This window comes from Clostridia bacterium, assembly GCA_017620395.1.
Classification (GTDB): Bacteria; Bacillota; Clostridia; order Oscillospirales; family RGIG8002; genus RGIG8002.
In genome coordinates this window covers 41339-61259 of the sequence record JAFZQJ010000027.1, presented here as the reverse complement: position 1 = coordinate 61259, position 19921 = coordinate 41339, and the positions used below count along the sequence as shown (strand labels likewise).

Sequence of the window (19921 nt, the reverse complement as noted above, 5' to 3'; positions counted from 1 at the left end):
TTGCACGGAAGCGGCCGCCTCGGCATATTATTATCACGGGAGTGATGGTTTAATGTTTTACGGCATACTGCTTCTGCTGATAAACGCCGCGTTTTTTGCTCTCGAAGTCGGCGTGGCGGGTTTCTTCCCAAAACCGCTTTCTCAAAAGGAAGAAAAGGAAGCGCTTGAGCGGATGAAAAACGGCGACGCCTCTGCGCGTGATACGCTGATAGAGCATAACCTGCGGCTTGTTGCTCACATCGTTAAGAAGTACCATTCGGACGCCAAAGACCAGGACGACTTGATTTCAATAGGCACGATAGGACTTATAAAAGCAATCGGCTCTTTCAAGACGGACAAAGGGATAAATCTCTCGACCTACGCGGCCAGATGCATCGAAAACGAAATACTCATGTTTTTCCGCGGACAGAAAAAGACCGGCGCAGAGGTTTACATAGACGATCCGATCGACACCGACAAGGATGGAAACGCCATCCGGCTGCTCGACGTTATCTGCAGCGAAGAAGATACGTTCGAGAATATCTCGCGGATGATGGAAAACGAAAAACTCAGGCGGTGCGTTCAAGGACTCAGCGACCGCGAGCGCCGTATCATAGTTATGCGGTACGGCCTCGATAACCGCCGCCCGAGAACGCAGCGCGAGGTCGCGGAATCAATGAAAATCTCGCGCTCATACGTTTCGCGAATAGAAAAAAAGGCGCTGCTTAGTCTTCGCAAAACGCTCGAAAACGACGGAGTCAGTCGACCAGTTTGACAGAGCCGTCGCCGAGCTGCTTTTTCAGCTCGTCGAACAGCACGCCGTTAAAACTGACGAAACTGCTGCGCGGAGCGCATTTCAGCGATTTCTCATCGTCGAAGTAGAAGTACACCGGCGTTTCGCCCTCGAATACGGCGAGAAGCTTCATCGCGCGCTCAAACTCACGCGAAGACTTCGACGGAACCTTCAGATAGAGTCCGCTGCGCATATTCCTGCGCGGCGGCTCTTCCCTTTCCGGCTCTTCGTACGCGGCGCGGCGCGGTGGCGCGACCGGATCGGTCAGCAGCGACGCCTCGTTCGCGACGAGCTTCGCCGCCTCCTCCTCGTGGACGCTTACCCTGCCGCGGACGTATAACGGCGTTTCGGCGGAAATACGGGACGCCAGCTTTTCAAATATATTCGGGAAAAGCAGACACTCGATCTGTCCGCTCATATCTTCAAGCGTTACGAACGCCATAAGCTGACCGTTTTTGGTGGCTTTTTTCTTTATCTCCGCAACGATTCCCGCGACGGAAACTACGTCGCCGTCTCTTATGGCGCCGTATTCCTCGGAGGATTCCGCGAGCACGCGCGCGATATCGGCGCAGCCGCGGCGCTTGACCGCTTCCTCGTAGCCGCTCATCGGATGGCCCGAAACGTAAAGCCCGAGCGTTTCTTTTTCCATTCTGAGCAGATCGGCGATCGGGTATTCGCCTACGTTTTCAAGCCGCGGCTCCGAAAGATCGTCGCTGCGCTCGATATATCCGAAAAGCGACGTCTGCCCTTCGAGGTTGCGGTTCTTGGACGCGGAAACCTGCGACATATAACCCTCGTAGCTCATCAGCATCTGCTTGCGGGTTGCACCGAGACCGTCGAATGCGCCGCACTTTATCAGACTTTCGACGGCACGCTTGTTCGATTCATACTTCGACGTGCGCTTTATGAAGTCGAAAACGGACTTGAATTTGCCGTTCGCTTCCCTCTCCCGGACGCAGTCGTTGAGGTACTTCAAACCGACGCCTTTTATCGTAAGAAGCCCGACGCGGATCCCGTCATCGCCGGCTACGAAGCTCTCGAAGCTCTCGTTTATGCTCGGCGGCAGTATCTTGATGTTTATGCGTCGGCACTCGTTGATGTATTCGGCGATTTTTTCAGCGCTGCCCATTACGCTTGTCAGCAGCGCCGCCATGTATTCCTTCGGATAAAGCGCCTTCAGATAGGCGGTCTGGTAAGCGACGATCGCGTACGCGGCGGCGTGGGATTTATTGAACGCGTACGACGCGAAGGACATCATATCGTCGAAAATGCGGTTCGCCGTCTTTTCGTCGACTCCGCGCTTGATGCAGCCGTCTATGGCAGGGCCGTCTTCGTCTTCAGACTTGCCGTAGATGAAGTTGTGACGTTCCTTTTTCATCACGTCCGCTTTCTTTTTGCTCATAGCACGGCGGACGAGGTCCGCCCTGCCGAGCGAATAGCCGGCGAGGTCGCGGACGATCTGCATTACCTGCTCCTGATATATCACGCAGCCGCTCGTCACCTTGAGGATGTTCTCAAGCAGCGGGTGGTCGTATTTTATTCTTTCCGGATGCGCGCGGTATTCGAGATACTTCGGTATCGAATCCATAGGGCCGGGCCGGTAAAGCGAAATGGCGGCTATGATATCTTCGAGATGTTCCGGTTTCAGCGACGAAAGCAGATTGCGCATCCCCGCCGACTCGAGCTGGAATACGCCCTCGGTATGCCCTTTCGACAGCATATCGTAGACGCGCTTTTCCTCGTGGGATATCTCGTTGATATCGAAGTCGGGCCGTTTGCGGCGTATCGCCTTGACGGCGTTGTCGATAACGGTAAGGTTGCGGAGGCCGAGGCAGTCTATCTTCAGCAATCCGAGCTGCTCGAGAGTCCCCATCGGGTATTGCGTGACGATCGAGTCGGAGTTTTTCATCAGCGGAACGTACTCCGTGACCTCGCCTCGCGTTATCACGACGCCCGCGGCGTGGGTGGACGCATGGCGCGGCATCCCCTCGGCGCGGAGCGCAAGGTCGATAAGCTTCTTTATCTGCCCGCCCTCGTCGTATTTTTCGCGCAGTTCCCTATTGCGTGCGAGCGCGGTAGTAAGGTCGGTCATGAACGGGATCATCTTCGAGATGCGGTCGACGTCGGAATATGGTATTCCGAGCACTCTGCCGACGTCGCGTATCGCCGCGCGAGCCGCCATCGTTCCGAAGGTGATTATCTGCGCGACGTGGCTTTCGCCGTATTTCTCGGAGATATAGTTGATGACCTGCCCGCGCTTCTCAACGCAGAAGTCAACGTCAAAGTCGGGCATCGAAATACGCTCGGGATTGAGAAAGCGCTCGAAAATCAGCCCGTATTTTATCGGGTCGATGCCGGTTATGCCGATGCAGTACGCGACAAGACTTCCGGCGCCGCTCCCCCTGCCGGGTCCGACGGGTATATCGTGCGTTTTGGCATAGTGTATGAAATCGTGGACGATGAGATAATACTCGACGTACCCCATCTTGCTTATGGTCTTGATCTCGTAATCAAGGCGGTCGGTGATCTCTTTCGAAGGATTATCGCCGTAGCGTTTCTTCATGCCCTCAAAGCATAAACGGCAGAGGCAGTCGTAAGGGGTTTCGTCGTTTTCCGGCACGAAATACGGCAGCTTTGTAACGCCGAATTCGATCTCCACGTTGCAGCGCTCGGCGATCTTCACGGTATTTTCGATTGCGCCGTCGAAACCGCCGAAGCGTTCCGCCATTTCGTCGCCGGATTTGAGATAGAACTCTTCTGTCGGAAAGCCGTACTTCTCCGGATCGTCGAGCGTGCGGTTCATCTGCACGCACATAAGCACGCGCTGAAGCAGCGCGTCGTCCTTCGTGATATAGTGCGCGTCGTTGGTCGCCGCCATCGGTATGCCGGTTTCTTCGGAAAGCTGTTTAAGCTGCGGCAGAACGCGGCGCTCCTCGTCCATATCGTGATCCTGGACCTCGAGGAAGTAGTTGCCCTCGCCGAATATCTCAAGGTGCTTCAGCGCGGCGCGTTTAGCTCCGTCGTAGTCGCCGAAAAGAAGCTTCTGCGGCACCTCGCCGGCGATGCAGCCGGAAAGGCAGATTAGCCCGCGGCTGTATTTGCGCAGCGTTTCTTCGTCCACTCGCGGCTTGACGTAAAAGCCCTCGGTGAATCCGACGGAAACGAGCTTCATCAGATTGTGATAGCCCTCGTCGTTTTCACACAACAGAATCAAATGGTTGTAGTTTGAGTCGTACGCGTGCTCTTTGTCGAAGCGCGTGCGCGGGGCGACGTAGACCTCGCAGCCGATGATCGGCTTTATCCCCTGCGCTCTGCATTCTTTATAAAAATCGACCGCGCCGTACATTACGCCGTGGTCGGTTATCGCGACCGCCGTCTGCCCCATTTCCTTCGCACGCGAAACAAGCTCCTTGATGCGGCACGCGCCGTCAAGGAGACTGTATTCGCTGTGAACGTGAAGGTGGACGAAATCGGTCATTCGGTATACTCCATTATCCTTCTGAGCTTGTGGCTGACGCCGGATTTCGAAAGCGGTTTTTCGAGCATTTCGCCGAGTTCGCGGAGCGACGCTTCCGGATTATCGACGCGTATCTGCGCGAGCTCGCGGAGCTCCTGCGGAAAATACGCTTTACCCTTTGTTTCAAGCGTCTTGCGTATTTTTTCCGCCTGCTCGACGCCGGCGTTGATGCTGCGTGAAATATTGAAGCTGTCGCAGTTGCTCAGGCGGTTGGCGCGGTTTCTGACGTCCTTCATGACCTTGACTTCCATCAGACGAAACGCGCTCGAACCTGCGCCGATATTGTTGAGAAAATCCTCTATCTCTTCACTGGATTTGAAATAGACGACGTTTTTGCCTCCGCGCTTTACGCGCTTCGGCGAAAGGCCGAGGCTCGCCATTATTTCGGCTATGTCGTTTGAAAGGTTGAACAACGGCGTCGCTATTTCGAGATGATACGCGCTGTTAGGATCGGTAACGCTTCCGCCGGTAAGGTACGCTCCCCGCAGGAACGACCTGCGGCAGCATTGAGGGAAGACTATATCGCGGTTCACACGGGTTGATACCTGCATTTCGTCATGGCCGAAAAAGCTGAATATGCGTTCGGCGTCGTCGCCGGAGATTACGACTTCATTCTTTCCGGATGCCCGACTCTGCAAGCTCTTCGGCGAAATAGAAAAGAGCGACCTGCAAAGCTCCCGAAATCGCTTTACGACCGCTTCGCTCTCGGTCACGATACGGATGCGGCGTTCGCCGAATTCTCTGCAAAAAAGCAGCATACCGTAGCATTCAGCCGTTACGCAACAGGTTTCGCCAAGCGACTGTTCACATAATTCGGTTTTGGTTTCAGATGAAAAAGACATATCCGCTCCGCTATTTCGTGATATCTCTGTGTATGGCCTCGGCGCCTATATGATCCGCGACCGCCTGCGCGAACGCGACGGAACGGTGTCTGCCGCCGGTGCAGCCGATGGCGATAACGAGTTGGCTCTTGCCCTCCTCCGCGTAAAGCGGTATGGCGTAATCGACGAAATCGATTATCTTGGCAAGAAAATCGTTGGACGACTTATGAGAAAAAATGAACTCTTTTACGGGTTCTTCGAGACCGGTATGATGCTTCAGCTCGTCAACGTAAAACGGATTCGGCAGACAGCGGACGTCGAAAACGAGATCCGCGTCGGTGGGAACGCCGAACTTGAATCCGAACGATACGCAGGAGATCGCCATGCCCGAACTCTTTTCAGTCGAGAAAAGCGAAACTATGCGTTCGCGGAGCTGCGCGGGAGTGGAATTGCTCGTGTCTATGATGTAATCAGCCATGGAACGCAGCGGTGTAAGCAATTCGCGCTCGCGTTCTATCGCGTTGGATACGTCGCTTCCGGTGGAGTGCGCCAGCGGGTGCCTGCGGCGCGTTTCGCGGTAGCGGCGCACGATAGTGGGAGTTGACGCTTCGAGGAAAAGCACCTTGTATCCGATGCCCCTTTCGGTCAGTTCGCGAAGCGCGGCCGAAAGCTCGACGCCGACGTTTTCTCCGTCGCGGGTGTCGATAACGATAGCGACGTTTGAGAGCTTGTCCCGCGACTGCGAAACAAGGTCGGCGAATGTGGTCGCCAGACTTGCGGGGAGATTATCCACGCAGTAGTATTCCATATCCTCGAGCGCGTTTATCGCACGGGATTTCCCGGCGCCCGACATACCCGTTATAAATACCGTGTTGCCCATTCTATTCCTCCCCCACGAATCTGACTTCCATTTCCAGCGCGACGCCGGAATCGGTCAGAACCTTCTCTTTCACGATGTCGATAAGACGCAGAATGTCATCCGTCGTCGCGCCGCCTTTGTTGACAATAAAACCTGCGTGTTTTTCGCTGACGCAGGCGCCTCCGACGGTCGTTCCTTTAAGTCCCGCTTGGTCGATAAGCGCCGCGGCAAAGTACCCCTCCGGACGTTTGAAGACGCTGCCTGCGCTCGGGTAATTCAGCGGCTGTTTTTCGGTCCGGCGCGTCTTGATCTCCGCCATTTTCGCTTCGATTTCCGAACGTTTTCCGGTCTTCAACGCGAAAACGGCGGACGTTATTATCCTATCGCCGTCTGTGAAAGGACTGCGCCTGTAGCCGTATCCCTCGACGCCGTGAAGCGTTCCGGTCTTGCCGTCCGGTTCAATATAGTCGGCGCTGACGAGGATATCTTTTATCTCCGAGCCGTACGCTCCGGCGTTCATATAAACCGCGCCGCCGACTGATCCCGGGATACCGTAAAGCGCTTCCGCGCCCGAAAGCGAGTTTTCCGCCGCGAAAGTGCAGAAACGCGTCAAAAGCGCGCCCGCGCCGCAGATAACGCGGCTGCCGTCGGCGATCACCCCGTCCATTCCGGCGCCGATCTTGATGACGACGCCCCTTATCCCCTTGTCTGAAACGAGAAGATTCGATCCGTTGCCGAGAACGAACGGTGTCACTCCTTCTTCGCGAAGGATCGCGAGCGCTTCGCAAAGCTCCGCGACGGAAGAAGGAAGCAGCATAAGATCTGCCGGACCGCCCGTGCGGAAGGTCGTGTGCCGGCTCATCGGCTCGTCGGTAAGGTATTTGATTGTCCGAAAGCGTTTAATAAGCTCCAAGGCTTTCCTCCGAATGATTCTATTTATAGATATCGCCGAGCGCGGCGGCTCCGATGATCCCTGCGTCGTTGAGCAGCCTGGCGGCGCGTATCTCGGTGCGCTTGCCGCCGCCCATACCGTAGGTTTCGGACTCCACCGCCTTTTTCAGCGGCTTGATTAGGTATTCCTCCTGCGCAGAGATGCCGCCGCCTATGCAGAGCACCTCCGGCTGGAAGATGTTTATTACGCTCGCGATACCGCAGGCGAGGTAGTCGATAAAGACCTTCAGCGCGGCTTTTGCCGCTGCGTCGCCTTCTGCAACCGCGGCGAAGACCGTTCTGCCGCTGACCTTGCCTTCGTCGCCTCCGCAGAGGCGCCAGAGCGCGGAGTTTTTATCCTTCGCCATCTCCTCGCGGCACATTCTGATAAGCGCGTTGGTAGAGGAATAGCTCTCCCAGCAGCCCTTTCTGCCGCAGGTGCAGGGATAACCGTCCTTTTGGATAACTATGTGGCCGAGCTCCGCGCCGGCGAAATTGAAGCCGGTGTAAATCTTGCCGTCGATTATTATTCCCCCGCCTACGCCCGTTCCGAGCGTGATGAAAACGAATGAGGTGTATTTTTCGCCGCACTTGACGTATTCACCGTAGGCGGCGACGTTCGCGTCGTTGCCCATATAAAGCGGCTTGCCGATGCGTTCGCGGAGCATATCGGAGAAATGCACGTCGCGGAAGCCGAGGTTGTTGGCGTATTCCACTATGCCGTGATCGCAGTCGACTGTGCCGGGGCTGCCCATTCCGATGCTCTCTATATCGTCGAGCGTGAGACCGGCGTCCGCCGTGAGATTTTTGACGAGCGCGGCGACGTTATCCGCGACGGTCTCCGCCGGACAAGGCAGACCGGTGGGCGCTTCCCCTCTGAAGATTATGTCGTTGTTTTCGTCGGTTATACCGGCTTTTATGTAAGTGCCGCCGAGGTCTATGCCTATTCTTTTCATACTTCGTTCATCTCCGATAGCATCTGCGCTTCGCGGCTGCCGCGGGTGATCTTCGCGTCAAGCTCCGCGGCGGCGTTGTAGCCGAGTTTTTTCTGTCTGTTGTTCATCGCCGCGACCTCGACGATTATCGCGAGGTTGCGTCCGGGCTTGACCGGTATCGTCACGGACGGCACGTTGATCCCGAGGATGCTCGTGTATTCCGTTTCCATACCCATTCTGTCGTAGACCACGTCCTCGCTCCACGGCTCGAGATGGACGACCAGGTCGATCTTTTCGGTCAGCTTGACCGAGCCCATACCGAACAGGCGGCGGACGTCGACGATGCCGATGCCGCGCAGCTCGATATAGTGGCGGATGATCTCCGGCGCGGTGCCGACGAGCGTTTTTGAAGAAACGCGCTTGATCTCGACGGAATCGTCGGCGATAAGGCGGTGTCCGCGCTTGACGAGCTCTATCGCGGTCTCGCTCTTACCGACGCCGCTGTTGCCCAGAAGCAGCACGCCTTCGCCGTAGACCTCAACGAGCACACCATGCTGATTGATATACGGCGCCATTTCGACGTTAAGATAGCTTATGAGCGCGGCGGTGAACTCCGACGTAGTAGCCGCGGACTGCGCGAGCGTAACGCCGTATTTCTGCGCCGCTTCGATCATCTCCGGGAACGGCTCGATCGAGCGCGTCACGACGAGAAGCGGAAGTCCGGCGGCGAAAAGACCGTCAATACTTTTCGCTCTCGCCTCGTGATCGAGGTCGCGCAGGTAGATCGTTTCGACCATTCCGACGATCTGTATGCGGTTGGGGTCGTAGGCCTCGAAGAATCCCGCGAGCTGCAGCGCCGGACGGTTGATCTCGGAGGTGATTATCTCCGTTTTTCCGTAATACTCCGGCGCGTATATCACGCGCAGACCGAGTTCGTCGATTACGTGCCTGAGCGGCACAATTTTGTTTGCGGGCATATTATCCTCCGTTCCCCGCCGACGCGTCGGCGGCCCGGTTTTTTAAGCGATTTCGTTTTATCAAATTATAATAGTGAAATTTTTTGAAAAAAACTCTTGCATTTTCGGAACACCTTTGTTATAATAGCAAAGTTGCGAATTCATTAGGAGGTGTTTTTGGTGGCTAAATGCGATTTTTGCGATAAAGGCGTCACTTTCGGAATTAAAGTTTCCCACTCTCACCGCAGATCCAACAGGACCTGGAAGCCCAACATCAGACGCGTCAAGGCTATGGTGAACGGCACTCCGACTCACGTTTACGCTTGCACCCGCTGCCTGCGTTCCGGAAAGGTCGAGAGAGTCTGACGCTCGCTCCAAACACAAGATAAAAATCCGATCGCTTACGCGGTTGGATTTTTTATTTTGCGCTCCTCCCCTATTCCGCCTTCATCGGGCGGTTGAGTAGATCCGTAAGCGCAACGCGCGGATCCTTGCCTTCGTAAAGCACGCGGTACATTTCCGTGACTATCGGCATTTCCACGTTCTTTTCACGGGCGAAGTTGTACGCCGCCTTCGTAGTCGCGTAGCCCTCGACGGTCATACCGATCCTTTTCAGCGTTTCCTCTGCGGAACAACCCTGCCCAATTAGTATTCCGGCGCGCCTGTTGCGGCTGTGCATACTCGTGCAGGTAACGATAAGGTCGCCGAATCCGGCAAGACCGAGGAAGGTCGTCTTCCTGCCGCCCATCGCGACGCCGAGGTCGGAGATTTCTTTCATGCCGCGCGTCATAAGCGCGGCCTTGGTATTGTCCTCGTAGCCCATTCCGTCGAGCACGCCCGCGACGAGCGCGACGACGTTCTTTATCGCACCGGCGGTTTCGACGCCGATAACGTCGGTGGTGGTGTAAATGCGGAACGTGTCGCAGGAGACCTGACGCTGAACGTATTTCGCCACCTCTTCGTCTTCGGAAGCGGCGACGACCGCCGTAGGCAGATCGCGCGCGACTTCTTCCGCGTGAGACGGACCGGAAACGACGCAGAGCCTGCAATCCGGCAGCTGCTCCTTTATAACCTCGTGCATAAGCATAAAGCGCGTGCCGTCAAGGCCTTTCGAGAGGCAGATGAGGACGGCGTTTTCTTTTATCATTCCCTTTATCCGCGCAGCCGTTTCGTTGACTGCTGACGAAGGCACGGCGATAACGACTATATCCGCGGTCGAAACGGATGAAAGCTCTGACGTTATCTCTATCTCCTCCGGGATTTTGACTCCTTCGAGCAGCGCGGTATGCTCGCGTTCGCGCAGCAGCAGTTCGCGTTCCTGATCGAATGGCGTCCAGAGCGTGACGGAGTTGCCGCTTTTGCGGCACATTATGCCGAACGCTATTCCCCAGCCTCCGGCGCCGAGAACGGTTATCGCAGCCATCGTTACTTCTCCTTTTTGTAAAACAGTTTCTTTTCGGTACCGTTTATAATACGGTCTATATTCTTTTTGTGTCCGGCGATGATCGTTACGGCGATTATCGTCATAAAGATTATGGAGTAATAAAACCCGTCCGAATTAAAGACGACCGTCGCGCCGGGGATCAGTACCGCGGCTACGAGCGAAGAAAGCGACACTATGCCGCTGATAATGAACACTATCAGAAAGACTCCGAGCAGCGCCAGAAGGGCGCGCCAGTCCAGAACGGCCACGACCGCCGCCGACGTAAGCACTCCCTTGCCGCCGTGAAAGCGGAAAAAGACAGGATAAATATGCCCGAACACCACCGCTACGGCGGCGACGTACATTCCCCAATTGACGGCAAAAGGCGTCGGGTCGGAGCTCATTATCCACTTTGCGGCGTAAATCGCGCCGACTCCTTTCAGCGAGTCGCCGATGAAGGTCATTATCGCCACCCACGTTCCGCCGGTGCGTATGGCGTTCGTAAGACCGGCGTTTCCGCTTCCCTTTTTGCGGATATCCTCTTCACCCATCACGTCGGACGCTATTATCGAGAACGACAGGCTTCCCAGCAGATAAGCAAGTACCGCGATTCCCGCGAGCTTCAGATAAAACATCAGAATTGCTCCTTTTCACGTTCCCTTATGACGAATCTTATCGGCGTGCCCTTGAAGCCGAAGACTTCGCGCAGCCGGTTCTCTATGTATCTCTGATACGAGAAATGGAATAAATCTTTGGAATTGACGAATATAACGAAGGTCGGCGGCTTCGTGCCGGACTGAGTCATATACATGACCTTCAGACGCTTGCCCTTGTCCGTCGGCGGCTGGACGCGGGTAGTGGCGTCTGCGAGCACTTCGTTGAGGCGTCCGGTAGTGATGCGGCGCGCGCACTCCTCCGCGACTTCGTTTATCAGCGGGAAAAGCGAGTCGCAGCGCTGTCCCGTCTTCGCCGATATGTAGATATACGGCGCATAAGGCATGAACGAGAGACCTTCCGCGAGCTTTTTGTCGTATTCCTTCATCGTGCCGGTCTGCTTTTCGACCGCGTCCCATTTGTTGACGGCAACGATGAGCCCTTTGCCCGCTTCTACAGCGACGCCCGCGACCTTCGCGTCCTGCTCCGTGAAGCCGGTCTCGGCGTCGATCATTATGACGCAGACGTCGGCGCGTTCGACGGCGAGCTGCGTGCGCATAACGCTGAATTTTTCTATATCCGCGTCGACCTTCGACTTGCGGCGGAGTCCGGCGGTGTCGACGAAGAGATACTTGCCGTATTCGTTCTCCACGCGGGAGTCGATTGCGTCGCGCGTAGTGCCCGCTATATCGGAAACGATGGCGCGTTCTTCGCCCGCAAGGCGGTTGAGAAGCGAGGATTTGCCGACGTTCGGCTTGCCGATGAGCGCGACCTTTATCATATCGTCCTCGTCCGACTCGCCCTCGAGCGTCGGGAAATATTCGAACACCGCGTCCAGCATATCGCCGGTGCCGGAGCCGTGGACCGACGAAACCGGGTACGGATCTCCCAAACCGAGCGAATAGAACTCGTAAACCTCGGGCGGAACGCTGCCGACGGAGTCGACTTTGTTGACGCAGAGGACTACGTTTTTGCCCGCTTTCTTTATCATGGAGGCAATCTCCGCGTCCGCGGCGGTAACGCCGGTGCGCACGTCGGTCATAAAGATTATCACGTCCGCGGACTCGATGGCGATCAGCGCCTGCGCGCGCATATTCGCGAGTATGACGTCCTCCGCCGACGGCTCGATACCGCCGGTGTCGATAAGGTCGAAAACCACTCCGCGCCACTCGCACTCGCCGTAAATACGGTCGCGTGTAACGCCCGGGGTGTCTTCAACTATTGAGATCCGCTTGCCCGTAAGCTTGTTGAAAAGCGTGGACTTGCCCACGTTCGGTCTGCCTACGACGGCTACCATATACTTCCGCATCCGCATACCTCCGCAATTTCACGCGCCAGCGCCGCGCCCGCCGCGGGAACCGGACGGACCTTCACGCCGAGGCGCTTGGAAACCTCTTTCAGCGTCATGCTGTCGAGGAACATATCGTTTTCGAAACGAAGCATCGTATCCGGGATAAAAACGTATCCCCTGAGCTTCAGCTTCGCGAGCTGGCCGCATATATCCGTGCCGGTAACGAGACCGGCGACGGTCACGCTCCTGCCGAAAAAGTCGTTATTCACCGCGTGGACGGCGTATTCGAGACGCGGACATTTCGCCCGCAGCTCCTCGAGCACGCGCTTTATGTATGGCGCCGCGGCGACGCCGGTTATGACGTTCACCGTCGCCTTCTTTTTCCCCTCGGTGAGCGAAGCGATCAGCGCTTCGGACTCGTCAAGGAGCGAAGCGAGCATTCCTACGCCGTTTTCGTACTGCGGATAATCCTCGTAGTACTCCGCCGGCGGTATCGCCCTGCCCGCGTTGATATAGAACTCGTCCGCGGCAAAAACGAAGCTCGTGCCGTTCTTCGCTTTGAACTCCCTGCCGAAGCTCTCGGCGAAGTCTATCACGGCGGCGCTTTCTTCGGGAGTGTTCAGCCGCAGCGGAGAAAGTCCGCCGCGGTGCTCCGTCAGTCCCACCGGCACAACCGCGACGCTCTGTACGGCAGGATAAAGCGCCGCGAGGTCGCGCACGCTGCGTTCCAGATGCGCTCCGTCGTTTATTTCCGGACAGAGCACTATCTGGCAGTTCATCTTCACGCCGCCGTCCGCGAGTTTTTTGAGCTGGTCGTTTATCTTCGCGGCGGCGGGGTTCTTCATCATTTCCACCCGCAGCTCCGGTTCGGTTGTGTGGACGGAAACGTTGACGTTCAGCTTGTACCGGATCATCCGCTCAAGCTCCGCGTCGTCAACGGCGGTCATCGTTATGTAGTTGCCGGCGAGGAACGACATGCGCGAATCGTCGTCCTTGAAGTAAATCGCGTCCCTCATACCGGCAGGGTTCTGCTCTATGAAGCAGAAGACGCATTTGTTTTTGCAATGCTGCTGGCAGTCGATAAGATACGTGTCGAACTCAAGCCCCGCGTCGCCGTATTCGTCCATTTCGAGCGTTACCTCGCGAAGCTCGCCGTCCTGCTCGAACTCAAATACGGGGTCCTCGTCTGAGGAGTAAAAATCGTAGTCGAGGCGGTCGTTTATCTCCTGCCCGTTTATTCTATGCAAAAGCGCACCGGCGCGGATTCCCGCTTCATACGCCGGTGTATGCTTATTCACTTTTGCAACCTTTACGGACATTGTTTCACTTCCGGCGCAGATCGCTCTGCAGGCATATTACTCCGTTTGTTATTATAGCATACTATATACGTTTCTTTCAATAGATAATGCAAAAATTTTCCTATTCTCCGACGAAAGCGTCGAGACGGTCGATCACCGAGCGCGTGAGCCCCTCAAGCTTGGCGAAATCCATCGTCCTCGTGTAGAGGCGTTCAAGATCGTCGTGCATCGACTTTATGCCGGCAAGCGTCTCGCATCCCTTCCCGATCAGCGCGGCGGCTGTCTTTTTGTTGAAACGTATCCGGTTGCGGTGCGAGCGGACGTTTTCGTTATCGTAAAACCGCTGCATATTTATGCGTTTGTACGGTTCGCCGGGGAACGCGTGGTATTCGTTCGACGTCACGAACGCAAGGCGCAGATCCGGAAGCAGCAGATGCTCCGCGACTTCTCCCTCGTAAAGCGGGCAAAGGCACACTATCGCGTTCTGCCGGCGCATAACCGCCGCCGCGCGGAGCTCTTCGAGGATATACCTGCCGACGCCGTATTCGTCGTTGAGCGCGTAAACCCTGTCGCAGAGCGCGCGGACGGTGTTCCAGTAAACCAGCACGCCGCGAGGCGTTATGCCGGAAAGGTAACGCCGGTAATAGTACGGCGACGGGTTATCCGAGAAAGGTATCTCCCTGCGGATCAGCCGCTGTGTGTAGCCATTTAACTTATCGCGCTTCACGCCCGCGTCTACTATGTTGAAATTGTCGCTTTTCAGCCGCTCCGCGCCCTTGAGCGAGCGATAGACGGAGTTGTACTCGTGCTTGATACGCTTGCGCAGATCGGCGACGGCTTCCGCCTCGGCCGCGAGCGCCTTTTCGTCCCAGAAATCGCCGGTGTTGACGATGCTGTCGCGCACGCCGGGCAGGTCGGCTTCGAGAATATGCGGCGCGGTGCCGTCGGCGACGCATACGCCGAGCTCGTCGACGATTATTCCGTCGAGCGAGTCGGGATCGGAGGAGCAGTGGATATACTCAACCGCCTTTCCCATCCCCTCGTAATGCTCCGCGACGCGCCTTATCATGCGCGATTTGCCCGTTCCGGGACCGCCTTTGATGATGATCTTTCTATTAAGCCCGAGCATACAGTCGAGCTCGTCGAACCTTGATACGAAACCCTCGCCGCTGTTTGCGCCGAGAAAATAATGCGTGCTTTTTTCACCGTGATTCATAATAACACTCCCCGCTTCCGCTTTTATATGATATTCTATTCTTACGGGGCCGCGTTTGCTACAAAGCGGTTGAAAGGACGGCGAAAGTGCGGTATAATATTATCGGCGGAGGTGAAGAGAATGAACGCAGCGGTTTTCGAAAGTCCCGTAGGCAGACTTTTTATCGCGGAAAAGGACGGCCGCGTATGCGAACTGTCTTATTATAACGGCGAAGCCGTTGAAGCGCGGGAAAGCCGTCTGCTTATCGAAGCGCAGATACAGCTGAAGGAGTATTTCGCCGGCGTCCGCAGGGATTTCGACCTGCCGCTGGCCGAAGACGGCTCCGATTTCGCGCTCGCGGTAAGGCGCGAGATGCTGAAGATCCCCTACGGCGCGACGCGAGCCTACTCCGAGATCGCCGCAGCTATCGGAAAGCCCGGCGCCGCCCGCGCGGTGGGTATGGCGTGTCACAACAACCCGGTCGCGATAATTGTTCCCTGCCACAGAGTTGTAGGAGTCAACGCCAACCTCGTCGGCTACGCCGGCGGAGTTGAAAAGAAGGAATACCTGCTTCGTCTCGAACGCGCGATATTCTGATATTGTTTACCTGCAGATAAAAAAATGTCAATATACGAAAAACCGACCGAAACGCTTGTTTCGGTCGGTTTTTATAAACGTTACACAAACACCTCATTCATCCCGTTCTTCCTCTGCAGACCGACCCTCTTCTTTTGTTATATTGTCAAGATCGATATCAAAAATACTCATCTGATCGGGATTGGGTTTATTTTCATTATAAGGCAATTCATCGAGGGCGTCGTTATCAGTGTTCTGCTGTGTACGGACATACGGTTTTTCCACGCTGAAACGGTATGAGGTATCGGCCGACACAAGGATATTGGTGATCATACCCTTATCATCTACGTCGATAAACGCAAGCGATTCATAACCGCTCTTTCCCTCCTGACTCAAAGCCAGGCATCTCGTTCCGACCGGATAATCGGAGTCTTCGCCGGCCTCCTCGACAGTAGCAAAATCCGCAACATATTTCTTGCCGTTTTTATGGCTTTCGTGTACGTAATTCATCCTGTCTATTATCTCATCGGGTCCGCAGTAATCTCTGCCGGATATTTTTGAAGTATATACGGAAGTCGGCGTAAGAACGCCCGACAGCTTCTCTGCGTTTCCTTCAGAAAAAACGTATCGCAGAAGCTTCAAATCATGGTCAAAATCCTTGATAGCGCCATTTGAATACTCGTTTACGGCGGCATCACCGGAAATAACGCATACGCCGCTGATTACAGAGCCCACTTTGATATTTCCGCGCTGATTCTCCGGCACCTGTTCGAGCGTATGATCGAACTCCATTTTGCCGTACTGCGTATCAGCAAAGCACCTGATGTAAGTTTCCCATTCTTTATCTTCGGTCTTAAAAGTGCCGTGATATACTTCCGTAACCTCTGCCGCAAAGTGAACGAACACATCTGACGAGTACTCTTTGCCTGCCTTGTATGTATTTGGATTGTGGTTTACAATGAATGTGAGCGGAAGCAATGATCCGATGTCGACCACCCATTTCTGACCGTCTTTATCGATAGTTGTTTGATCAGAATTATATTCCTCTTCATCTTTGTAATAATTGATTTCGAGAGGGTAGCATATCGTCTGCACCTTTATTATGTCGTCGCGCATATAGCTCGGCAACACGTCCGCATTAAAAATCTCGATCGGAAGCATACCTGCAGAGCCGTCAGCCATTTCCAGCATCCCTATATGCTCATTCCTTGCGGAATCTTCGGGCGTAAGGTTTATACCGATGTGCCGCATTTCCAAAACGCTTTTATTTCCGCCGTGAGAGTGGATTTTCTCAAACGAGTATTTCCCGATTTCTTTATCAAACACACAGCTCACCCAGAATTCGCACGTTCCGGTATATTTGCAGCAATACAGGGTATCGCCGTAACCGCTCATGGCTTTACCCTCTTTAGTAACATAAGCCGCCATCCCCATAACGCCTTCTTCGTTTTCAAACAGAAAATCCAATCCTAAATTTTCAGGCATATTCGCCATAATGATTTCCTCCCTTTTTAACGTATTGACAACAACAGTATTAAGGCGCGCGGTCAACACCGCGCTTATCAGCCGCAACCGGTGTTTCCCGTAACTGCAAAACGATTATAAGCAAATATGTGTCCGATAAACAGGACTTTTATCGGGTTTATCGGACACATATTGAATTGCTGATATAAAACTACACGACTGTCAAGATGAAACAATAAAACTAGTCGCTGTTCTCTTCGATATAATCGCGGACTTTCAGGATGTCGGCGAAAGCCTCGGGTTTAAGGTTCGGATTGCGGAGAAGAGCGGCGGGATGGAGCATCGCCATGCACTTTCTGCCGTCGCGTTCTATCCACTGACCGTGCTCCTTCATTATGCGGATGTCCTCTTTGACATAGTCGGCGGCGGAGATACGCCCGAGCGCGATTATGACCTTCGGGTTTATCAGTTCGATCTGGCGCTGAAGCCAGCCGCGGCAGGCGTCCTTCTCCTCCGGCAGCGGATCGCGGTTGTGCGGCGGACGGCATTTGACGGTGTTCGCGATATATACGCTGCCGAGCGGTATGCCGGCGGCGTCGAGCATCTTATCGAGCAGCTGCCCCGCCCTGCCGACGAAAGGAACGCCCTGCAGGTCCTCCTGCTCACCCGGACCTTCGCCTATAAACATAATGTCGGCGTGCGGATCGCCCTTGCCGAAAACGACGTTATTGCGCGTTTTCCACAGCTCGCAGCGCTTACATTCGAGGCATTCTTTGCGTAACTCTTCCATAACTTATTCGACCGACGCGACTATCGCGAGGAAGCGGCAGCCCTCTTTATGCACGGCGTTCATTCCGTGCGGGATCGAGGAATCCATATAAAGCGTATCGCCCGGCTTCAGGCGTTCGACGTGCCCGTCGACGACGACGTCAAGCTCGCCCTCGAGGACGAAGTCCATCTCCTGCCCTTTGTGCGTCGAGAGCGGTATGCCCATGATGTGCTCCGCTTCGGAATACGGGCAGAAAACCTCGAACGCCTCGACGATCTTGCCCTTGAAGTTCGGGTTGAGGTGGTTATAGGTAAAGCCCCTGCGGCGTTCGATCGGCTGGCGCTCGTTAGTACGGACGACGGTGTAGCCGGAAAGTTTCGGGCTTTCGCCGGTGATTATGTCGACGACGTCGACGCCGAGCTGCTTTGCGCAGTTATGCAGAAAGGAGATCGAGAAGTCGCGCTTCCCCGCTTCGTATTCGTTGTAAACTTCCTCTGAAATGCCGAGCGCGGACGCCATCTGCGAAACGGAAATATCCTCCATTTCGCGCAGTCCCTTGAGTCGCTGAGCGGTATCGGTGACTTTGCTGTCCATACTTCTTCCCCCTTGACGTTATATCGAAATGGTGTTGGATATCTGATAAAGCTTCATGTCGATCTGTTTCTTCATCCCGAGCGCCTCGTTGATATCCATATCGGTTATCTGCGTGTTTCTCAGCACCACGACGCGGTTTGTCACGCCGTAGGAAAGCAGTTCAACGGCGCGGTAGCCCATCGCGCTCGCCATGACCCTTTCGCGGACGGTCGGCGCGCCGCCGCGCTGAACGTGGCCGAGAACGGTGACGCGGCTCTCGATGCCGGTCTCTTCCTCGATGCGGCGCGAGATCTCGTTCGTAAGTCCCGTGCCCTCGGCGACGACGATTATGAAGTGCTTTTTGCCCTTGCGCTGGACCTTGTTTATCTTGTGAATAATGTCCTTTTCTATGTCGATCGGGATCTCGGGAACGACTATCGACGTCGCGCCGGAGGCGACTCCGACCTCAAGCGCGAGGTGGCCGGCGTGACGGCCCATTACCTCGACAACGGAGCAGCGTTCGTGCGACTGCGACGTATCGCGCAGCTTGTCTATCATTTCGCAGGCGGTGTTCATAGCGGTATCGAAGCCGATCGTGTATTCGCTCGCCGCGATGTCGTTGTCGATTGTCGCGGGTATTCCGACGCAGTTTATCCCCTGCTTCGACAGATCGACCGCGCCTCTGAAAGAACCGTCGCCGCCGATGACGACGACGCCGCTCATCCCGTGCTTCCTGCAGATTTCGGCGGCCTTTATCTGTCCCTCAAGCGTGCGGAACTCGTCGCAGCGCGCGGTATAAAGTATCGTGCCGCCGCGGTGAAGTATCTCCGAAACGCTGCGCATATGCATTTCTTTGACCTCGTCGTTGATAAGGCCGTTATATCCGCGCATTATGCCCATGACCCGCATATCGCGCGAAAGCGCGCTTCTGACGACGGCGCGTATCGTTGCGTTCATGCCGGGAGCGTCGCCGCCGCTGGTCATTATGCCTATGGTTTTCTTTTCTTCGCTCATAATATCATATCCGTTTCGTTTGGATTGTCATCTCTTATATTCTACTATCTTCACGCGCCCGTGTCAATGCGTTGCGCCTTATTTTTTCAAAAACCACTTGCGCTTTCCCGCCCGATGTGGTATCATACGACTGTTCAAACGCCGGTGTGGCGGAATTGGCAGACGCCCTGGACTTAAAATCCCGTGGGAGAAATCCCGTATCGGTTCGAACCCGATCACCGGCACCATGAAAGAGACCTGATTTGTCGCCAAATCAGGTCTCTTTCAGTTATATTCGCCTGCGGCGAGTTATATTGGGCTTCGCCCAGTTATATTCGCTTCGCGAGTGATATTGCGCTACGCGCAGTTTGAATATAGCAAGGCGAATATAATATAACTGCCTCGCAGAGGCAATATAACTGATCCGCAGGATCAATATAACTGCCGTCAAAGACGGCAATATAACTTGAAATAATACAAGTCTTATGCTATACTTTATACGAGGTGATTACAATGTCCGATAGCGTTCTCCGCGACAAATCCAAGGATTTTGCGAAACAGATTGTTGTTCTTTGCAGATCCATCAAGCAAGAACGCCGCGAATCCGTACTGACTAATCAACTGCTCAGAAGCGGCACATCAATCGGCGCAAACATTTACGAGGCGCAGTACGCACAGGGTACAAAAGATTTTATATCAAAATTTGAGATATCATTAAAAGAAGTATATGAAACTGAGTATTGGCTTGAATTGCTGTTTGAAACCGGATATATGAACGAACAAACATACAAACCGATACAAAACGATTGCGGCGCTATCAGACGAATGCTTATTTCATCTATAAAAACCATGAAAGAAAAGAGCGAAAGAATGTGATAGAATCTCGGCAAATCCG

General features: G+C 54.8%; 19 protein-coding genes and 1 tRNA gene. 5 read left to right on the top strand and 15 right to left on the bottom strand.

Features of this window, described 5'->3' with window-relative positions; all coding sequences use genetic code 11:
- Window positions 1–52: 52 nt before the first annotated feature.
- Window positions 53–754: an RNA polymerase sporulation sigma factor SigK gene (gene sigK, locus J5441_06125; protein ID MBO4934725.1), complete on the top strand. Its 702-nt coding sequence runs from the start codon at window positions 53–55 to the stop codon at window positions 752–754.
- Here the strand turns inward: sigK and J5441_06120 are convergent.
- The 6 genes from J5441_06120 to hprK form a co-directional block, all read right to left on the bottom strand.
- Entirely contained in the window at window positions 738–4250 is a 3513-nt protein-coding gene (locus tag J5441_06120; GenBank protein ID MBO4934724.1) for a DNA polymerase III subunit alpha, read from the bottom strand. The two genes, sigK and J5441_06120, sit on opposite strands and share 17 nt — an antisense overlap.
- Entirely contained in the window at window positions 4247–5131 is an 885-nt protein-coding gene (gene whiA / locus J5441_06115) for a DNA-binding protein WhiA (GenBank protein ID MBO4934723.1), read from the bottom strand. The genes J5441_06120 and whiA overlap by 4 nt, the downstream gene beginning before the upstream one ends.
- Before the next feature lie 10 nt (window positions 5132–5141).
- Window positions 5142–5990, bottom strand: a complete 849-nt coding sequence (gene rapZ / locus J5441_06110) for an RNase adapter RapZ (GenBank protein ID MBO4934722.1) — start codon at window positions 5988–5990, stop codon at window positions 5142–5144.
- A 1-nt stretch (window position 5991) separates the two neighbouring features.
- Complete coding sequence (gene murB, locus J5441_06105; protein MBO4934721.1) at window positions 5992–6831, bottom strand: UDP-N-acetylmuramate dehydrogenase; 840 nt, start codon at window positions 6829–6831, stop codon at window positions 5992–5994.
- A 70-nt stretch (window positions 6832–6901) separates the two neighbouring features.
- The gene (locus tag J5441_06100; protein ID MBO4934720.1) at window positions 6902–7855 is read right to left on the bottom strand and encodes an ROK family protein; all 954 of its coding nucleotides are present in this window, start codon (window positions 7853–7855) and stop codon (window positions 6902–6904) included.
- Complete coding sequence (gene hprK / locus J5441_06095; GenBank protein MBO4934719.1) at window positions 7852–8811, bottom strand: HPr(Ser) kinase/phosphatase; 960 nt, start codon at window positions 8809–8811, stop codon at window positions 7852–7854. Before hprK ends, J5441_06100 begins: the two co-directional genes overlap by 4 nt.
- A 159-nt stretch (window positions 8812–8970) precedes the next feature.
- Between hprK and J5441_06090 the strand changes: the two genes are divergently transcribed.
- Entirely contained in the window at window positions 8971–9156 is a 186-nt protein-coding gene (locus J5441_06090) for a 50S ribosomal protein L28 (GenBank protein MBO4934718.1), read from the top strand.
- Window positions 9157–9226: 70 nt separating this feature from the next.
- On the opposite strand, the gene J5441_06085 is transcribed toward J5441_06090, so the two are convergent.
- The 5 genes from J5441_06085 to J5441_06065 form a co-directional block, all read right to left on the bottom strand.
- Window positions 9227–10213 carry an NAD(P)-dependent glycerol-3-phosphate dehydrogenase gene (locus J5441_06085; protein MBO4934717.1) on the bottom strand — a complete coding sequence of 329 codons (987 nt, stop codon included), beginning with the start codon at window positions 10211–10213 and terminating at the stop codon, window positions 9227–9229.
- 2 nt (window positions 10214–10215) lie between these two features.
- Window positions 10216–10848, bottom strand: coding sequence for a glycerol-3-phosphate 1-O-acyltransferase PlsY (plsY, locus tag J5441_06080; protein ID MBO4934716.1), 633 nt, complete (start codon window positions 10846–10848; stop codon window positions 10216–10218).
- Window positions 10848–12176 (bottom strand): ribosome biogenesis GTPase Der, encoded by a 1329-nt coding sequence (gene der / locus J5441_06075; protein ID MBO4934715.1) that lies wholly within the window; start codon window positions 12174–12176, stop codon window positions 10848–10850. The genes plsY and der overlap by 1 nt, the downstream gene beginning before the upstream one ends.
- A complete protein-coding gene (locus J5441_06070) occupies window positions 12158–13405 on the bottom strand; it encodes a DUF512 domain-containing protein (GenBank protein ID MBO4934714.1) in 1248 nt (415 codons plus the stop codon). Before J5441_06070 ends, der begins: the two co-directional genes overlap by 19 nt.
- Before the next feature lie 172 nt (window positions 13406–13577).
- Window positions 13578–14672 carry a hypothetical protein gene (locus tag J5441_06065; protein ID MBO4934713.1) on the bottom strand — a complete coding sequence of 365 codons (1095 nt, stop codon included), beginning with the start codon at window positions 14670–14672 and terminating at the stop codon, window positions 13578–13580.
- A gap of 120 nt (window positions 14673–14792) precedes the next feature.
- Here J5441_06065 and J5441_06060 point away from each other — a divergent pair, with 120 nt between their 5' ends.
- Window positions 14793–15248: a methylated-DNA--[protein]-cysteine S-methyltransferase gene (locus tag J5441_06060; GenBank protein ID MBO4934712.1), complete on the top strand. Its 456-nt coding sequence runs from the start codon at window positions 14793–14795 to the stop codon at window positions 15246–15248.
- A gap of 93 nt (window positions 15249–15341) precedes the next feature.
- Here J5441_06060 and J5441_06055 read toward each other — a convergent pair whose 3' ends face one another.
- The 4 genes from J5441_06055 to pfkA form a co-directional block, all read right to left on the bottom strand.
- Entirely contained in the window at window positions 15342–16721 is a 1380-nt protein-coding gene (locus J5441_06055) for a hypothetical protein (GenBank protein ID MBO4934711.1), read from the bottom strand.
- A gap of 211 nt (window positions 16722–16932) precedes the next feature.
- Complete coding sequence (locus J5441_06050; GenBank protein MBO4934710.1) at window positions 16933–17481, bottom strand: uracil-DNA glycosylase; 549 nt, start codon at window positions 17479–17481, stop codon at window positions 16933–16935.
- Between the two features lie 3 nt (window positions 17482–17484).
- Window positions 17485–18054 carry a helix-turn-helix transcriptional regulator gene (locus tag J5441_06045; protein ID MBO4934709.1) on the bottom strand — a complete coding sequence of 190 codons (570 nt, stop codon included), beginning with the start codon at window positions 18052–18054 and terminating at the stop codon, window positions 17485–17487.
- Window positions 18055–18072: 18 nt separating this feature from the next.
- On the bottom strand, window positions 18073–19047 hold the full coding sequence (gene pfkA / locus J5441_06040; GenBank protein MBO4934708.1) for a 6-phosphofructokinase: 975 nt from the start codon (window positions 19045–19047) through the stop codon (window positions 18073–18075).
- Window positions 19048–19187: 140 nt separating this feature from the next.
- Between pfkA and J5441_06035 the strand changes: the two genes are divergently transcribed.
- Together J5441_06035 and J5441_06030 are read left to right on the top strand one after the other, a co-directional pair.
- Window positions 19188–19274, top strand: a tRNA-Leu gene (locus tag J5441_06035).
- Between the two features lie 265 nt (window positions 19275–19539).
- Window positions 19540–19902: a four helix bundle protein gene (locus tag J5441_06030; protein MBO4934707.1), complete on the top strand. Its 363-nt coding sequence runs from the start codon at window positions 19540–19542 to the stop codon at window positions 19900–19902.
- The last annotated feature ends 19 nt before the right edge of the window (window positions 19903–19921 follow it).

Excerpts from the sequence above, each read along its gene's own strand:
- J5441_06100 (MBO4934720.1), bottom strand. The coding sequence starts at position 7,855 with ATGAAAAGAATAGGCATAGACCTCGGCGGCACTTACATAAAAGCCGGT.
- pfkA (MBO4934708.1), bottom strand. The coding sequence starts at position 19,047 with ATGAGCGAAGAAAAGAAAACCATAGGCATAATGACCAGCGGCGGCGAC.
- plsY (MBO4934716.1), bottom strand. The coding sequence starts at position 10,848 with ATGTTTTATCTGAAGCTCGCGGGAATCGCGGTACTTGCTTATCTGCTG.
- J5441_06030 (MBO4934707.1), top strand. The coding sequence starts at position 19,540 with ATGTCCGATAGCGTTCTCCGCGACAAATCCAAGGATTTTGCGAAACAG.
- sigK (MBO4934725.1), top strand. The coding sequence starts at position 53 with ATGTTTTACGGCATACTGCTTCTGCTGATAAACGCCGCGTTTTTTGCT.
- J5441_06120 (MBO4934724.1), bottom strand. The coding sequence starts at position 4,250 with ATGACCGATTTCGTCCACCTTCACGTTCACAGCGAATACAGTCTCCTT.
- J5441_06085 (MBO4934717.1), bottom strand. The coding sequence starts at position 10,213 with ATGGCTGCGATAACCGTTCTCGGCGCCGGAGGCTGGGGAATAGCGTTC.
- J5441_06045 (MBO4934709.1), bottom strand. The coding sequence starts at position 18,054 with ATGGACAGCAAAGTCACCGATACCGCTCAGCGACTCAAGGGACTGCGC.
- J5441_06055 (MBO4934711.1), bottom strand. The coding sequence starts at position 16,721 with ATGGCGAATATGCCTGAAAATTTAGGATTGGATTTTCTGTTTGAAAAC.
- J5441_06060 (MBO4934712.1), top strand. The coding sequence starts at position 14,793 with ATGAACGCAGCGGTTTTCGAAAGTCCCGTAGGCAGACTTTTTATCGCG.
- rapZ (MBO4934722.1), bottom strand. The coding sequence starts at position 5,990 with ATGGGCAACACGGTATTTATAACGGGTATGTCGGGCGCCGGGAAATCC.
- J5441_06065 (MBO4934713.1), bottom strand. The coding sequence starts at position 14,672 with ATGAATCACGGTGAAAAAAGCACGCATTATTTTCTCGGCGCAAACAGC.
- der (MBO4934715.1), bottom strand. The coding sequence starts at position 12,176 with ATGCGGAAGTATATGGTAGCCGTCGTAGGCAGACCGAACGTGGGCAAG.
- whiA (MBO4934723.1), bottom strand. The coding sequence starts at position 5,131 with ATGTCTTTTTCATCTGAAACCAAAACCGAATTATGTGAACAGTCGCTT.
- murB (MBO4934721.1), bottom strand. The coding sequence starts at position 6,831 with ATGAGCCGGCACACGACCTTCCGCACGGGCGGTCCGGCAGATCTTATG.
- J5441_06050 (MBO4934710.1), bottom strand. The coding sequence starts at position 17,481 with ATGGAAGAGTTACGCAAAGAATGCCTCGAATGTAAGCGCTGCGAGCTG.
- hprK (MBO4934719.1), bottom strand. The coding sequence starts at position 8,811 with ATGCCCGCAAACAAAATTGTGCCGCTCAGGCACGTAATCGACGAACTC.